Origin of the sequence: Aquitalea magnusonii, from assembly GCF_003202035.1 — a bacterium.
GTDB classification, from domain to species: Bacteria; Pseudomonadota; Gammaproteobacteria; order Burkholderiales; family Chromobacteriaceae; genus Aquitalea; species Aquitalea magnusonii.
The window spans coordinates 11653-28106 of record NZ_QJKC01000007.1; the positions used below are offsets into that span (position 1 = coordinate 11653).

The window sequence follows — 16454 nt, forward strand, 5'->3', positions numbered from 1 at the left end:
GCCATCCCGCCCAGACCGCCAACTGGCGGTCTTTTGCTTTCAGTCGCCAGCCCGGCCTCTGTTATACTGGCTGCCTTCTGTAAACCAGTGCTCTTTGCCCGATGACCACCCCAGTCCAGCAGCTGTCCCAACTGAAAACCCGCCTTGCCCACTGCCTGATCCGTGATCGCCATGTCTTGCGCCGCAAGCTGAACGATGCCGGCGAGCGGCTGAAAAAAGGCCAGCCTGCCGACAAGCAACTGGCCGACATCAGCCAGCAACTGGAACGCTCGGCCGCCCGTGTCGAGGCCCGCCGCCAGCACATGCCGCGCCCGCAGTTTGACGACGCCCTGCCGGTCAACCAGAAGCTGGACGACATCAAGGCGGCCATTGCCGGGCATCAGGTGGTGATCATCTGCGGCGAAACCGGCTCGGGTAAAACCACGCAGATTCCCAAGATCTGCCTGGAGCTGGGCCGTGGCGTGTACGGGCTGATCGGCCACACCCAGCCGCGCCGGCTGGCCGCGCGCTCGGTAGCCACCCGCATTGCGCAGGAGCTGGGCTCGCAGCTGGGCGAGCATGTCGGTTTCAAGGTGCGCTTTACCGACAAGCTGTCGGACAAGTCCGTCATCAAGCTGATGACCGACGGCATCATGCTGGCGGAAACCCAGACCGACCGTTATCTGGAAGCCTACGACACCATCATCATCGACGAGGCGCACGAACGCAGCCTCAACATCGACTTCCTGCTGGGCTTTCTCAAGCAGCTGCTGCCGCGCCGCCCTGACCTGAAAATCATCATCACCTCGGCCACCATCGACGCCGACCGCTTTGCCCGCCATTTCGATGGCGCACCGGTGATTGAAGTGTCCGGCCGCACCTTCCCGGTGGAGGTACGCTATCGCCCGCTCAAGCAGCGCGACGAGGACGAGCGCGAAATGGAAATGGAAGACGCCATTGTCGATGCTGCCGACGAGCTGTCACGTCAGGGCCCCGGCGACATGCTGGTTTTCCTGCCGGGCGAGCGCGAAATCCGCGAAACGGCGGAAAAGCTGCGCAAATCCGGCATTCGCGGTTATGAAATCCTGCCGCTGTTTGCCCGTCTGTCCAATGAGGATCAGCAGAAAATCTTCAAACCCTCTGGCGGACGGCGCATCGTGCTGGCCACCAATGTGGCGGAAACCTCGCTCACCGTACCGGGCATCAAGTATGTGATCGACACCGGCCTGGCCCGGCTTAACCGCTACAGCCCGCGCGCCAAGGTGGAACTGCTGCAGGTGGAAAAGATTTCGCAGGCAGCCGCCCGCCAGCGCGCCGGTCGTTGCGGCCGGGTCGAGGCCGGCATCTGCGTGCGCCTGTATAGCGAAGAAGACTTCAACGCCCGCCCGGCCTTTACCGACCCGGAAATCATCCGCTCCAACCTGGCGGCAGTCATCCTGCGCATGGCCGCACTGCGGCTGGGTCAGGTGGATGCCTTCCCCTTTCTGGAAGCCCCCAGCAGCCGCCTGATTGCCGACGGCTACCAGGTACTGACCGAACTGGGCGCGGTCACCGACAATAACGAACTCACCGCGGTGGGCAAGGAGCTGGCGCGCATCCCGGTGGACCCGAAGGTGGGCCGGCTGCTGCTGGCCGGCCGCGATTTCGGCTGCATGCGCGAGGTGCTGATCATCGCCTCGGCCCTGTCCATCCAGGACCCGCGCGAACGCCCCTTCGAAGCACGCGAAGCCGCCGAACGCGCCCAGGCGCGCTTTAACGACGAAAAATCCGACTTCCTGTCCTATCTGCATCTATGGGACTTCTTCAGCGAAGCGCTCAAGCACAAGAAATCCAACCGCCTGCTGGTGAATACCTGCCACGAGCATTTCCTGTCCTATCTGCGCCTGCGCGAGTGGCGCGAGCTGCACGGCCAACTGGCGGAAATTGCCAGCGAACTGGGGCTGATCAAGCGTGAAGACGCCCATGCCGATGCCGAACAGCCCGATGCCCAGCTGTCGCAGAAAAAACGCCAGCAACTGGATGCCGTGGCCTACGAAAACCTGCACAAGGCGCTGCTGACCGGCCTGGTGGGCAATATCGGCATGAAGAATCTGGAAGGCGACGACTACATGGGCGCCCGCGGCGTCAGTTTTCATGTCTTCCCCGGCTCCGGCCTGAAAAAGAGCAAGCCCAAGTGGCTGGTGGCGGCCGAGCTGGTGGAAACCACCCGCCTCTATGCCCGCTGCGTGGCCAAGATCGAGCCGGAATGGGTGGAAAAACTGGCCTCCCACCTGGTGAAATACCACTATTTCGAACCGCACTGGGAAAAGAGCCGGGGCGAAGTGGTGGCCAGCGAACGCGTCACCCTGTATGGCCTGACGCTGATACCGCGTCGCGCCGTCAGCTATGGCCGCATTGCGCCCCAGGAAGCACGCGAGCTGTTTATCCGCGGCGCACTGGTCAATATGGATTACGTCAGCAATGCGCCCTTCTTCCAGCGCAACCAGCAGCTGATCCGCGAAGTGGAACAGCTGGAACACAAGGCGCGTCGTCAGGACGTACTGGTGGATGAAGAAGCGCTGTATGCCTTCTATCACGAGCGTATTGGCAGCGAAGTGGTGGATGCCGCCAGCTTTGAAGCCTGGCGCAAGGAAGCGGAAAAAACCGCGCCCAAGCTGCTGCACCTGACGCGCGAAGAATTGATGCGCCATGCCGCCCAGCACGTCACGGAAAACCAGTTCCCGGAATGGCTGGAACTGGAAGACGGCAAGCTGCGGCTGAAATACCGTTTCGAACCCCGCCATCCGCTGGATGGCGTCACCATGGATGTGCCGCTGGCCATTCTCAACCGCCTGCAGCCAGCACAGTTCGAATGGCTGGTACCGGGCATGATTCGCGAAAAACTGCAGCAGCTGATCAAGGGCCTGCCCAAGCAGGTGCGGCGCTGCTGCGTGCCGGTGCCGGATTTCGTCACCCGCTTCCTCAGCAGCAATCCTGACCAACAGCAGCCGATAGCCGGCCAGCTGGCCCATTTCATCCTGCGCGAAACCGGCGGCGTCAAAGTCGACATTGATGCCTTCAAGCAGCAGGAGCTGCCGGAACATCTGCTGTTCAACTTCCGCATCATCGATGACGGCAAGCAGGAAATCGGCCTGGGGCGCGATCTGCTCGCCCTGCAGAAGCAGTTTGGCCAGGCCGCCCAGCTCACCTTCCGCGACAGCAGTGCCGACTTTGAGCGCGACGAAGTCAGCAGCTGGGATTTTGGCGAACTGCCGGAAAGCATCCAGTTTGCCCGCGGCCGCCAGCAGCTTACCGGCTTTCCGGCGCTGACACTGGAACAGGACAAGGTGGCCATCCGCCTGTTCGATACCCAGCCGGAGGCCGAATGCCATCACCGTGCAGGGGTGATCCGCCTGCTGCAATTGCAGCTGAAGGAACAGATGAAGCAGCTGGGCAAGGGCCTGTCCGGCATGACCCAGATCGGCCTCAACCTGCGCAATGTGGCCAATGTGGAACAATTGCTGGCCGATGCCATTGCCTGCATCTGTGACCGCGCCTTTATCGGCGAGGACCCGTTGCCACGCAACGAAAAAGCCTTCAACGAGCAGAAAACCCGCGCCCGTACCCGCCTGCCGGCGGTGATCCAGGCGGTCACCCAGTATCTGAGTCAGGTTGGCAGCGAGTACATGCCGCTCTATAACAAGATACAGAAGCATCGTCTGGGGCCAGAGCTGCAACAGCAGCTGGGCAAGCTGGTTTACCCCGGCTTCCTCTACGACACGCCCTGGTCGCAGCTGCCCCACCTCACCCGTTACATGCGCGCCATGAGCCTGCGCATGGACAAGCAGCCGGCCAATCCGCAACGCGATGGCCAGCGCGCAGCCGAGATACGCGAACTGTGGAACAAATGGGAAGCACGCATGGCCAGCGAGCGGGAGGCCGGCGAACCCTCGCCGGCGCTAAGGGATTTCCGCTGGCAACTGGAAGAACTGCGCGTCAGCCTGTTTGCACAGGAATTGAAGACGCCCTATCCTGTATCAGTGAAACGCTTGCAAAAAGCCTGGCAAGACCTGCCAAAACAATGATGATGATCAATCATTGCTGGCGAAAATGGCTGGCATATGCGATGACGAAAACATAGAATGCTAGGCCAATCCGAAACAATGCACCATGTCCGACAATAATCTTTCCGACAAGCCCAAATCGAGCGCCATTTCCATCGGCAAGGAATTGCCGATGGATGTCTACGCCAAGAACGGCATTCTGCTGCTCAAGCGTGGTCATTATGTGCTGTCGCCGGACATGAAGCATCGACTGATCAAGCTGGGCTTCACCGAGCAGCCCATCGAGGTGAAGCCGGCGGAAAAGACCCCGGACACCTATCGCAAAGGTCAGTCGCTATTCGAGGAAATCGTTTTCCTGCAGCAAAGAGTGCGCAATATGCTGCAGCACGCACTGACCCAGCCCGATCTGGAACAGCGCGTGCGCGCCATCGCCCAGACCATCGTCGCGCTGAGCGAACGCCACCCGGACGGCCTGCTGGCCTCCATGCTGTTGCTGCCCTTCCAGGAATACGGCGTGGCGCACTCCTTGCACACCACGGCCCTGCTGGCGCTGATCACCCGCCAGATGAAGCTGCCACCCGGCCACCGCGAAGTGCTGCTGTGCGCCGCGCTCACCATGAATGTCTCGCAGATCGAGCTGCAGAATGAATTGTTCAGCCACGAAGGGGAGCTGACGCCCCAGCACCATAGCGCCATCAAGGAACACCCCCTGCTCAGCTCGGCCATCCTGCGTGAAGCCGGCATCGAAAACGAGCTGTGGCACGCGCTGGTGCAGACCCACCATGAAAACTGGCAGGGAACCGGCTATCCCTTCGGCTTGGATCGCAAGCAGATCCTGCCGCCGGCGCATTTGCTGCATCTGGCCGACATCACCTGCGCCAAGCTGGCACCTCGCCGCTATCGCAGCGCACAGCTGCCCGCCACGGCGCTGGGCCAGCTGTTCCAGCGCAAGGATGTGGATTTTGATGCAGCCTTCACCACCATGCTGATCCGCGAACTGGGCATTTATCCGCCAGGCAGCTTTGTCAAACTGGTCAATGATGAAATTGCCGTGGTGCTGGCGCGTCGCGACAAGCCGAGCGAACCGCAGGTGGCGGCGCTGCGCAAGGCGGACGGCCCGGCCTATGCCGAAGTATTGCTACGCGAAACCAGCAACCCGCAATACAAGATTGCCGGCCCCTGCGCATCCAGCCTGGCCGGCGTACGCATCTCCTTTCTCGCCAGCTTGTGGAAGGTCTGAGCCGGCGGCACTGCCGGTATAAAGCCAAGCACCAGACAGTCCATCGGCTTATAATTGCGGCTGCTGCGCCACCTTGCTGACGCAGCGCCCGCAACCCACGCCGACAGCATCGCCGCATGAACACCCGCAACAAGACGCAACTGCATGACAAGGTAGTGCCCGAACAGATTCTCATGGGCAAGGAACTGCCGCTGGATGTTTATGCCAAGAACGGCCTGTTGCTGCTGAGCAAGGGGCATTTCGTGCTGAGCGACCGTCAGCGTGAAAAGCTGCTGGAAATGGGCTATGCGGTAAACGGCAACAAGCTGGATGCCGTCAGCCTGCCCGAAGCCGACCCGATGATGGTGCGCGAGAGCGTGCTGCACGAGATGGCCTTTCTGCAACAACGTACCCGCACCCTGCTCAACTATGCCCTGCAACTGGAAGACTTCCCGCGCAAGGTCAACCTGCTGGTGCGCGATATCGTCAGCCTGAGCGAACAACACCCCGATGGCGTGATTGCCAGCCTGCTGCTGGTGCCATTCAACGAGTACGGCCCGGCCCATGCCCTGCATACCACCGCCCTGCTGGCCCTGCTCTGCCGCCGCATTCCGCACTTGAGCAATGCGCAGCGCAATACCGTGCTGGCCGCAGCGCTCACCATGAACATGTCGATCTGCCAGCTGCAGAACACCCTGTATCACCAGCAGGAAGCACTGACACCCCAGCAGGAAGAAGAAATCGCCGGCCACCCCTTGATGAGCTCGGCCATTCTGCGCGAGGCCGGTGTCACCGACGAGCTGTGGCACTGGCTGGTGCAGACCCATCATGAGTCCTGGCTGGGCAATGGCTATCCCTATGGTCTGGCCCGTGGCGAAATCGAATCACTGGCCCACATCCTGCACATGGCCGACATCACCTGCGCCAAGCTGACCCCGCGCAGTTATCGCGCCGGCATGGTGCCGGCGGCCGCACTGGGACATTTGTTCCAGCGCAAGGACACCGAATTCGACCCGGCCTACACCACCTTGCTGATCAAGGAACTGGGCATTTACCCGCCCGGCAGCTTTGTCAAACTGGCCAATGATGAAATCGGCGTGGTACTGGCACGCCGCGAAAAGGCCAGCGAGCCGCAAGTGGCCGCCATCCGCCATGGCGATGGTCCGGCCTATATCGATGCGCTGATTCGTGACACCAGTCTGCCGGCCCACAAGGTAGTCTCGCCTTGCCCCGCCGCCATGGCCGGCGTACGCGCCTCGCACCTGGCGCGGCTGTGGCGTACCCAGGCCAGCTGAGACCAAACCGCACACCAATAAACAAGCCGGCGTTAACGCCGGCTTGTTGCCTGCCCCTGCGCTGCTTTGACCGCTGACCGCTAGCTGGCCTCGCCCACGGCAGGACCCTGCAAAACGTTCTGCGGCATGCCCAGTGCCATCACCCTTTGCTGTCGTGCAGCAAAAGCCGGGCTGCGTATTTCCTGCTGCCAGCTGGCGGTTTCACCAGCACCCGCCATGCGCTGCAACCGTTCCGCCAGCTTGGGTTGCGGCGGTGGCTGCAGGCCGGCCAGCACTTCTTCCGCACGCTCCGGCTGATTGCACACCAATACCATGTCGCAGCCGGCCTCCAGTGCCGCCTCGGCCCGCTCGACAAACCCACCTGCGCCAGCCGCGCCTTCCATCCCCAGATCATCCGAGAAGATGACGCCATCAAAGCCCAGCTGGCCGCGCAGGATGTCCTGCAGCCACACCGGGGAAAAACCGGCCGGGCGGCTATCCACCGCCGGATACACCACATGGGCCGGCATCACCGAACCCATGCCAGCCGCAGCCAGGCGGGCAAACGGAATCAAATCGTCGGCTTCCAGCTGGGCCAGGCTGCGGTCGTCTTGTGGCATCACGAAATGACTGTCACCAGCAACAAAGCCGTGACCGGGGAAGTGCTTGCCGCAGGTGGCCATGCCGCCCTGCCGCAAGCCGCGCTGCAGCGCCAGTGCCAGTTCGCTGACAATCTGCGGATCACGGTGGAAGGCGCGGTTGCCGATGACGGCGCAGCGGCCCCAGTCCAGATCCAGCACCGGGGTGAAGGACAAGTCGATGCCACAGGCGCGCAATTCCGCCGCCAGCACCACGCCCACATCCTCGGCGGCGGCGCGCGCGGCCACCTCATCCTGCTGCCACAGCTCACCCAGCACACTCATCGGTGGCAAGCGGGTGAAACCTTCCAGAAAACGCTGGACCCGGCCGCCCTCGTGATCGACGGCGATCAGCAGCGCGGGATGGCGCAGGCTGCGGATTTCGGCAGTCAATGCCTTGAGCTGTTCGATATTCTGGAAATTGCGGCGAAACAGGATGACACCGCCTACCAGCGGATGCGACAGACGGGTGCGCTCTGCTGCGCTCAGGCTGAAACCGGCTACATCCACCATGACCGGACCACGTTGCAGCGACAAGGCTTGCATGGCTGATACTCCAAACAGTGCGAGGGCCGGGCGGCCCTCAGGATTGATTCTCAGGCAAGGATAGACCGGGACTCATCCCGCTCCAATACCACAAAGGCCAGGGCGTGTTCGCGCTCGTCGCTAATGGAAACATGGCTGCGTCCCACCCCGCGCTGCACCAGGAAGTCCTGCAACTCCGCGCCAAACTCCAGCATGGGCTTGCCCTGTGCATCGTGGCTGACGACAATGGCCGTCAGCAGTACCGGAGCGACCACCCCGGTGCCCACCGCCTTGGACAACGCTTCCTTGACGGCAAAGCGCTTGGCAAGGAAACGGGCCTGGTCGGCCGCGGCCAGGAAGGCCGGCATTTCTGCCTCGGCCAGAATGCGCCGGCCGGCCTTGTCGCCCCAGCGTTGCAGCAGGCCCTGCATGCGGGCGATTTCCACCATATCGGTGCCAATGCCGTAGATCATCTGCCCGCTCCTGTCCTGCTTCAGCCCTGGCGGGCTTGCTGCATCAGCGCCTTCATGTCGCGCACGGCGCGGTCCAGGCCGACAAACACCGCCTGGCCGATGATGGCATGGCCGATATTCAGCTCGGTGATCTGCGGGATGGCGGCAATCGGTTTGACATTGTGATAGTTCAGCCCGTGGCCGGCATTCACCACCATGCCCAGCTCGGCGGCAAAGGCCGCGGCGCCACGGATGCGTGCCAGCTCGGCTTCGCGCTCGGCCGCATGGATTGCATCGGCATAAGCACCGGTGTGCAGCTCGATCACGCGGGCACCGGCCTCGTAAGCCTTGCTGATCTGGGCGCGATCCGGATCGATGAAAATGGACACGCGGATGCCGGCTTGCTGCAGGGTTTCGGTGTAATGACAGACATCGGCATAGTGGCCCAACACATCCAGCCCACCTTCGGTGGTGACTTCTTCGCGCTTTTCCGGCACCAGGCACACGTCTTCCGGGGCCACGGCCAATGCATTGGCCAGCATTTCCGGCGTCATGGCCATTTCCAGGTTCATGCGGGTCTTGATCACCTGACGCATGGCCACCACGTCGGCATCCTGAATATGGCGACGGTCTTCACGCAGATGCAGGGTGATCAGGTCGGCGCCAGCGGTTTCCGCCACCAGTGCCGCCTCGATCGGGCTGGGGTAGCGGGTGCCACGCGCCTGGCGCAGGGTGGCGACATGATCGATATTCACACCTAGCAAAATCATTTTCAGCTCCTGTTGCGCAGGCCTCAGTCGGCAATGGCGTTGATGGCCTGCAAGAGTTCACGCGAGGCCAATGGCTCCTCGCCCAGCAAATCGGTAAGCAGCAAGCGCAGCAGGCTGCGCGCGGCACGGCGGGTGCTGGCGGCGGCATAGTCATCCGCCTCGATGGCCAGCAATGCGGCACCGGGCAAGCACAGCGAGGGCCCAGCCGGCTCGCCGCTCGCCCGTTCCGGCAGGGCACCGCACCGGCACAGGTAGTCGGCCGCCGGGTCGATCAGTTCGCCATGCACATCACAGGCGAAGCTGCCGGCATAACCCAAGGCTTGCAACAGCCGCAATTCGTAACGGCGCAGCACGCCGGACAGGGAATGGGCCTGCGCCAGCGCCCGCACCGCCTGGTCATAAATGGTGAAGGCGCGTGGCTCGGCATCATCGCGTGCCGTCAGCTTGAGCATCAGCTCATTGAGATAAAAACCACACACCAGGCGGAGGCCGGATAGCTGCGGCACGCCGCCATTCCATTCTGCCGTGTGCAGGGTGCGCACTTCACCCTTGCCAAACCAGGACAGGGTCAGTGGCTGGAACGGCAGCAGTACGCCGCGCACATCCGCCCGTGGCCGGCGGGCGCCGCGCGCCACCAAGGTGAAACGGCCATGCTGGGGCGTAAGTACCTCTACCAGCAGGCTGGTTTCACGGTAAGGCTGGGTGTGCAGCAGGTAGCCGGGCTGGCGGTCTACCCTGCCCGGCTGGCTCATGCGTCCCGGTCCTGTCCGCTGGCATGGGCACGCTCAACCCGCGCCACTTTGAGCGAGAAATCGCGATACCACACTTCGCGTCCCAGCTTTTGCGCGACCAGATGCTCGGCATGCTGGCGCCAGGCGGCAATGGCTTCCACGCTGTCCCAGTAGGAAACGGTAATGCCAAAGCCGGCACTGTCGCGCGCACTTTCCGCCCCCAGATAACCGGGCTGGACTTCGGCCAGCCGCAACATGCGCTCGGCCATGGCGGCATAGCCCTGGTCGGCAGCGCTACGTTGCGAGGAAAAGATCACCGCCCAGTAAGGCGGTGCAGGCAGCTTGAGCGGCATCAGTTCAGGCCGAATTCCCGCAGGAAGCGCACATCGTCCGCCCAGCCGGATTTGACCTTGACCCATACTTGCAGGAAGACCTTGCCATCGAACAGTTTTTCCATGTCGAGGCGGGCTTCGGTGGAGATTTTCTTGAGCTTTTCGCCACCCTTGCCAATCACGATGGGTTTCTGGTTTTCCTTGTCCACCAGAATGGCGATATGGATGCGGCGCAGCGCGCCATCCATTTCGAACATTTCCACTTCCACATTCATTTCATACGGCAGCTCTTCGCCCAGATAGCGGAACAGCTTTTCGCGCACGATTTCGGCGGACAGGAAGCGCTCGCTCTTGTCGGTCACCATGTCATCCGGATACAGCGGCATGGATTCCGGCAGATGCGGCCGCACCTTGTCCAGCAGCTCGGACAGGCGCTGGCCGTGCTTGGCACTGACCACTTCGCAGTCGGCAAACTGGAATTCGGCGCGCACGCCATCGATGAATTCCTGCAGCAGGAACTTGTCCTTGACCTTGTCCAGCTTGTTGACCACCAGGATGACCGGGGTGTGCTTGGGCAACAGTGCCATCACTTCGCGGTCGGCTGCGCTGCAGCGCATGGCTTCCAGAATGAACAGCACGCAGTCGACACTGCCCAGCGAGTCTTTCACGCTCTTGTTCAGCGTCTCGTTGAGTGCGCCCTTGTGAAAGGTCTGAAAGCCCGGCGTATCGACAAAAATGAACTGGGCCTTGTCTTCGGTATGAATGCCGTTGACGCGATGGCGCGTGGTTTGCGCCTTTTTCGAGGTAATGCTGACTTTCTGGCCGATGAGATGGTTCATCAGCGTGGATTTGCCCACATTGGGACGGCCGACGATGGCAACAAAGCCACAGTGATATGCGTGTTCGGTCATGGATGTTTCTTGCCTGTGGCCAGTTTTTGTTCAAGAAGCAGCAGTGCGGCTTCGGCGGCCTGCTGTTCGGCGGCGCGGCGGCTACCGCCCTCACCGCTGGATTCGATCATCAGCTCGCCCAGATCGCACACCACCTTGAACCATTGTTCGTGGGCTTCGCCGCTCTGGGTCTGGATGCGGTATTTGGGCAAGGGCCATTTGCGCGCCTGCAGGGCTTCCTGCAAGCGGGTTTTGGCATCCTTGGCATGCTTGGTGGGGTCGATGGCAGCCACGCGGCCGGCGTACAGGCGGCGGACCACCTGCTCGGCGCGCTGGAAATCCGCATCGAAACTGACGGCGGCAAAGGTGGCTTCCAGCGCATCGGCCAGAATCGACGGGCGGTTGAAGCCGCCGCTTTTCAGCTCGCCCTCACCCAGATACAGGTATTCACCCAGCTTGAGCTCATGGGCGATCTCGGCCAGGGTGTTCTGGTTGACCAGATTGGCGCGCAGGCGTGACAGCTCGCCTTCACTCAGGCGCGGAAACTGGTCGAACAGCATGCGCGCCACGGTGTAATTGAGAATGCTGTCGCCAATGAATTCGAATCGCTCGTTATTGGAGGCGGCATAGCTGCGATGTGTCAGCGCCTGGCGCAGCAGATCGGGCTTCTGGAATGCATAATCCAGCGCCTGTGACAGGCGCCGGAATCGGGTTTCAACTTGGTTCACTGTAGTTACTGGGGTGTCTGTCCGGCCTGGGTGTCGAAATCGAAAGCCAGGCTGACATTGGCAAACAGCGGAACTTCGCGGCGATAGGCTGCGCGCACGAACACGGTGTTGGCGGTGGTGATGATGGTGAGGTTTTCCGGCTTGATCGACGAAATGTCGCCGACCATGGCGTGGTTCATGAATTCCCGGCGCAGCTCGGTTTCGCCCTTGCCGGTTTCCCCGGACATGGCGGTGACCGCCTTGCGTACCTCGGCATACTCGTTGTACACCGGCAGCACCTTGCCGGCCAGCAGGAAGCCGGCGCCGAGAATGAGCATGATGAACAACACCGAAATGACTGACAAACCTCGCTGACGCTGCATGAAACTCCCCCTGCCGGAAAACGGTGTCAATGAATGGTCTTGCCGATACGCGACAGCGAACTGAAGTTCATCCAGATCAGGAAGGCCTTGCCTACCATCAGACGATCTTCCACAAAGCCCCAGTAACGGCCATCCAGGCTGTTGTCGCGGTTGTCGCCCAGCATGAAGTAATGGCCGGCCGGTACCTTGCACACAAAGCCGTTGTCGTCATACTGGCACTGGTCGCGATAGGGGAAATCCGCCACCTGCCCCAGCGCCACCACCGGTGCGTCAGGAATATTCAGCACCTGGTAGGACTTGCCATCCATCACTTCCTTGAACTGGTCATTGTGAATCATGGCCATGCCCTGCTCAAGATACTCGTAAGTGCCGTCTTTTTCATCCGGCACCGGCTTGCCATTGATGGTCAGGCGCTTGTTGCGGTATTCCACCACATCACCAGCCACACCGATCACCCGCTTGATGTAATTCACCTTCGGGTTGGGCGGATAGTTGAACACCACCACATCGCCACGGCTGACCTTGCCCACCGGCACCAGCACATTATTCAGCACCGGCACGCGGATGCCATAGGCAAACTTGTTGACCAGGATGAAGTCACCCACCACCAGGCCCGGGCGCATCGAGCTGCTGGGAATCTGGAAGGGCTCCACCAAAAAGGAGCGCAGCAGGAACACCACCAGGATGACCGGGAAGAAACCACGCGAATATTCGACAAAGTGTCCGGGCTCTCCAGCACGTTTCCGCGCCAGCACCCATTTGTCCAGGCCCCATACCACGCCGGTAATCAGCACGAACACCAGCATCACCGCGGTGAAGCTCATGTAATTGGACAACAGGCCGAAACCACCGATGACCAGGGCCAGATAGCCCCACTGCACCGAAACCGGCCAGTCCTTGGCACCGGCCTCGCGCTGTCCGCCAAAAGCCACCAGCATGCCACCAACGATGACGGCCACGGTAAACACCCAGAACAGGTTTTCGCCCACTTATTTTTCCCCTACTTGAAGAATGGCCAGGAAAGCCTCTTGCGGGATTTCCACATTACCCACCTGCTTCATGCGCTTCTTGCCGGCTTTTTGTTTTTCCAGCAGCTTTTTCTTACGGGTGATGTCGCCGCCGTAGCACTTGGCCAGTACGTTCTTGCGCAGGGCCTTGACGGTTTCACGGGCAATGATATGCCCGCCAATGGCCGCCTGCACAGCGATATCAAACATCTGGCGCGGGATCAGTTCGCGCATTTTCGATACCAGTTCGCGGCCGCGGTACACGCTGGAAGCACGGTGCACGATCAGGCTGAGCGCATCCACCTTCTCGCTGTTGACCAGCACATCCAGCTTCACCAGGTCGGCGCACTGGAATTCCTTGAACTCATAATCCAGCGAGGCATAGCCGCGGCTGGTGGACTTGAGGCGGTCAAAGAAGTCCATCACCACTTCATTCATCGGCATGTCGTAAGTGAGCATGACCTGCCGGCCCAGATACTGCATATTGCGCTGCACGCCGCGCTTCAGGGTACACAGGGTGATCACTGCGCCGACATAGTCTTGCGGCACCAGGATATGGGCGGTGATGATGGGTTCGCGGATTTCTTCCACCTTGCCCGGGTCCGGCAGGCGCGACGGGTTGTCGACATGGATCACGCTGCCGTCTTTCAACACCAGCTCGTACACCACGGTCGGTGCCGTGGTGATCAGGTCCATGTCGAATTCGCGCTCCAGCCGTTCCTGCACGATTTCCAGGTGCAGCAGGCCCAGGAAGCCGCAACGGAAACCAAAGCCCAATGCCTGCGACACCTCGGGTTCGTACTTGAGCGAGGCATCGTTCAGCTGCAGTTTTTCCAGCGCATCGCGCAGGGCTTCGTAGTCGTGGCTTTCCACCGGGTACAGACCGGCGAACACCTGTGACTGCACTTCCTTGAAGCCCGGCAGGGCTTCGGTGGCCGGTGTTTTCATCAGGGTGATGGTGTCACCCACCTTGGCCGATTTCAGTTCCTTGATACCGGCGATGATGAAGCCTACCTCACCGGCGTTCAGCACATCGCGCTGCACCGACTTGGGCGAGAACACGCCCACTTGCTCCACCAGGTGCTCGGCACCGGTGGCCATGAACTTGATCTTGTCCTTGGGACGGATCTGGCCGTCCTTGACGCGCACCAGCATCACCACGCCGACATAGTTGTCGAACCAGGAGTCGATGATCAGCGCCTTGAGCGGGCCATCCGGATTTCCTTCCGGCGGCGGAATCTTGCTGACCACCACTTCGAGGATGTCCTGGATGCCAATGCCGGACTTGGCCGAGGCACGCACCGCATCAATGGCTTCGATGCCGATGATGTCCTCGATTTCCTGGCAGACGCGCTCCGGCTCGGCAGCCGGCAGGTCGATCTTGTTGAGCACCGGCACCACTTCCACCCCCAGGTCGATGGCGGTGTAGCAGTTGGCCACGGTTTGCGCTTCCACGCCTTGCGAGGCATCCACCACCAGCAATGCGCCTTCGCAGGCGGACAGCGAGCGGGACACTTCGTAGGAGAAGTCGACGTGTCCCGGGGTGTCGATCAGGTTCAGGTTGTACACCTGACCATCACGCGCCTTGTATTGCAGGGCGGCCGTTTGCGCCTTGATGGTAATGCCGCGCTCTTTCTCGATATCCATCGAGTCGAGCACCTGGGCACTCATTTCGCGCAGTTCGAGGCCACCGCAAAACTGGATGAAGCGGTCGGCCAGGGTCGATTTGCCATGGTCGATATGGGCAATGATCGAGAAATTTCTGATATGTTTCATCGGTATCCAGCAAAAAGATAAGGGCACGCTGGCGTGCCCTCGAACAACTCACACTGGCGCGGATTTTAGCCGATTTCGCCCAAATGTGCAGCCAAAGCAGGAATATCCAGGTGCCAGTGACAAATCTGCTGCTCGCCATCCATCAATACCGGCACCAGTTCATTGAATCTGGCCTCCAGGATAGGGTCGGCATCCACGTCCACCACCTCCAGCGCAAAACCATGCCTGGCCTGCCATGGCTGCAGCTCCGCCAGCATCTGGTGACACAGGCTGCAGTACTCACGGAAATACAAGGTCAGCTTCATTCTTCCCCACCAATGGTCAATGGAATAAACAGGGTCATGCCCTGGCGCAGCACTTGCAAGGCCAGGGTGCCACCCTTGGGCGTGGAGGTCACCGCGGCCTTGAACTGGCTGAAGCTGCTGATGGCTTCACCACCCAGACCCACGATCACATCGCCGACCTGCAGCCCGGCACGAGCGGCCAGCCCGCTGGCACGCCGCACCTGCAGGCCATACTTGATGCCGGCCTTGGCCAGTTGCTGCGGCGACAATTCGGCCAGCGCCAGCCCCAGTTGCTTCATGTTCTGCGCATCAGGCGTGGCTTGCGGAGCACGGTATTCGCGCTGGGCAGTACGCGCGTCTTCGCTCTTCAGCTCTTCCGGCACCACATTCAGCTTGAGGGTGGCGCGATTGCGCCACACTTCCAGCGCCACCGACTGCCCCGGACGGATGGCACCAATCAGCCGCGGCAGATCGGAAGACGATGCCACGGCCTGGCCAGCCACCGACAGGATGATATCACCGGCGCGCAATCCGGCCTTGTCTGCCGGACTCTTTTTCTCCACTTCATTCACCAGCGCCCCCACCGGCTTGCTCAGGCCGAAAGAGGCCGCCAGATCCTTGTTCAATTCCTGAATGGCCACGCCGATGCGGCCACGGCTGACCTTGCCGGTGGCTTTCAGCTGATCGGCCACATTCATTGCCACGTCGATGGGAATGGAGAAGGAAATGCCCATGAAGCCGCCAGAGCGGCTGTAGATCTGCGAATTGATGCCGATCACCTCGCCCTTCATATTGAACAGCGGTCCACCGGAGTTGCCGGGGTTGACCGCAGCATCGGTCTGCAGGAAGGGGACGAAATTCTCATCCGGCAACAGGCGGTTCTTGGCCGACACGATGCCGGAAGTCACGGTATTCTCGAAACCGAAGGGCGAGCCAATGGCCAGCACCCACTCGCCCACGCGCACATCAGCCATATTGCCCAGCCGCGCCACCGGCAGGTCTTTGGCCTCGATCTTGAGCAGGGCCACATCGGTACGGGCATCCGAGCCAATCACCTTGGCCTTGAATTCGCGCTTGTCGGTCAGGGTGACGGTAATTTCATCCGCGCGCGCCACCACATGGGCATTGGTCAGCAGGTAGCCATCGGCCGAAATGATGAATCCCGAACCGAGCGAGCGCTCCTGCCGCTCCTGTTGCTGCTGGGGCGCAAAGCGGCGGAAGAATTCGAAAAAGGGATCACCCTCCATGCCTTCCGGCAAGCTGCTGACATTCTGCTTGATGGTCGATGTGGTACTGACATTGACCACCGCCTTGCCCTCGGTTTCGACAATGCGGGCAAAATCGGGCAAATCGGCAGCAAGCACGACAACAGGTTCAACAGTGAAGGCAGATGCCGCCAGCATGGCAGCAACGATCAGCTTTTTGATCGACATGGTCGCTCCAT

The 16454-nt window shown here is 61.2% G+C and carries 15 protein-coding genes; 3 read left to right on the forward strand and 12 right to left on the reverse strand.

Annotated elements, in window-relative coordinates; genetic code table 11:
- The first annotated feature begins 101 nt into the window (after positions 1–101).
- The 3 genes from hrpA (at position 102) to DFR38_RS08715 (ending at position 6536) form a co-directional block, all read left to right on the forward strand.
- Positions 102–4043: an ATP-dependent RNA helicase HrpA gene (hrpA, locus tag DFR38_RS08705; protein ID WP_110313288.1), complete on the forward strand. Its 3942-nt coding sequence runs from the start codon at positions 102–104 to the stop codon at positions 4041–4043.
- Positions 4044–4128: 85 nt separating this feature from the next.
- Positions 4129–5262, forward strand: coding sequence for an HD-GYP domain-containing protein (locus DFR38_RS08710; protein WP_059285018.1), 1134 nt, complete (start codon positions 4129–4131; stop codon positions 5260–5262).
- A gap of 116 nt (positions 5263–5378) precedes the next feature.
- Positions 5379–6536, forward strand: a complete 1158-nt coding sequence (locus tag DFR38_RS08715; RefSeq protein WP_059285019.1) for an HD-GYP domain-containing protein — start codon at positions 5379–5381, stop codon at positions 6534–6536.
- A gap of 80 nt (positions 6537–6616) precedes the next feature.
- On the opposite strand, the gene nagZ is transcribed toward DFR38_RS08715, so the two are convergent.
- From nagZ to DFR38_RS08775, 12 genes are all read right to left on the reverse strand, one after another.
- Positions 6617–7699, reverse strand: coding sequence for a beta-N-acetylhexosaminidase (gene nagZ, locus DFR38_RS08720; protein WP_170124156.1), 1083 nt, complete (start codon positions 7697–7699; stop codon positions 6617–6619).
- Between the two features lie 50 nt (positions 7700–7749).
- Positions 7750–8151, reverse strand: a complete 402-nt coding sequence (acpS, locus tag DFR38_RS08725) for a holo-ACP synthase (RefSeq protein ID WP_059285020.1) — start codon at positions 8149–8151, stop codon at positions 7750–7752.
- A gap of 20 nt (positions 8152–8171) precedes the next feature.
- Positions 8172–8900, reverse strand: a complete 729-nt coding sequence (pdxJ, locus tag DFR38_RS08730) for a pyridoxine 5'-phosphate synthase (protein ID WP_059285021.1) — start codon at positions 8898–8900, stop codon at positions 8172–8174.
- 23 nt (positions 8901–8923) lie between these two features.
- A complete protein-coding gene (recO, locus tag DFR38_RS08735) occupies positions 8924–9652 on the reverse strand; it encodes a DNA repair protein RecO (RefSeq protein WP_059285022.1) in 729 nt (242 codons plus the stop codon).
- Entirely contained in the window at positions 9649–9984 is a 336-nt protein-coding gene (locus DFR38_RS08740; protein WP_059285023.1) for an antibiotic biosynthesis monooxygenase family protein, read from the reverse strand. Before DFR38_RS08740 ends, recO begins: the two co-directional genes overlap by 4 nt.
- Positions 9984–10874 (reverse strand): GTPase Era, encoded by an 891-nt coding sequence (era, locus tag DFR38_RS08745; RefSeq protein ID WP_059285024.1) that lies wholly within the window; start codon positions 10872–10874, stop codon positions 9984–9986. The genes DFR38_RS08740 and era overlap by 1 nt, the downstream gene beginning before the upstream one ends.
- On the reverse strand, positions 10871–11581 hold the full coding sequence (gene rnc / locus DFR38_RS08750; protein WP_059285025.1) for a ribonuclease III: 711 nt from the start codon (positions 11579–11581) through the stop codon (positions 10871–10873). The genes era and rnc overlap by 4 nt, the downstream gene beginning before the upstream one ends.
- Positions 11582–11586: 5 nt before the next feature.
- Positions 11587–11943: a DUF4845 domain-containing protein gene (locus DFR38_RS08755; RefSeq protein ID WP_059285026.1), complete on the reverse strand. Its 357-nt coding sequence runs from the start codon at positions 11941–11943 to the stop codon at positions 11587–11589.
- Positions 11944–11969: 26 nt separating this feature from the next.
- Positions 11970–12932 (reverse strand): signal peptidase I, encoded by a 963-nt coding sequence (gene lepB / locus DFR38_RS08760; protein ID WP_059285027.1) that lies wholly within the window; start codon positions 12930–12932, stop codon positions 11970–11972.
- Entirely contained in the window at positions 12933–14726 is a 1794-nt protein-coding gene (gene lepA, locus DFR38_RS08765) for a translation elongation factor 4 (protein WP_059285028.1), read from the reverse strand.
- 65 nt (positions 14727–14791) lie between these two features.
- Positions 14792–15031 (reverse strand): glutaredoxin family protein, encoded by a 240-nt coding sequence (locus DFR38_RS08770; protein ID WP_059285029.1) that lies wholly within the window; start codon positions 15029–15031, stop codon positions 14792–14794.
- The gene (locus DFR38_RS08775; protein ID WP_059287005.1) at positions 15028–16443 is read right to left on the reverse strand and encodes a DegQ family serine endoprotease; all 1416 of its coding nucleotides are present in this window, start codon (positions 16441–16443) and stop codon (positions 15028–15030) included. Before DFR38_RS08775 ends, DFR38_RS08770 begins: the two co-directional genes overlap by 4 nt.
- Positions 16444–16454: the final 11 nt, after the last annotated feature.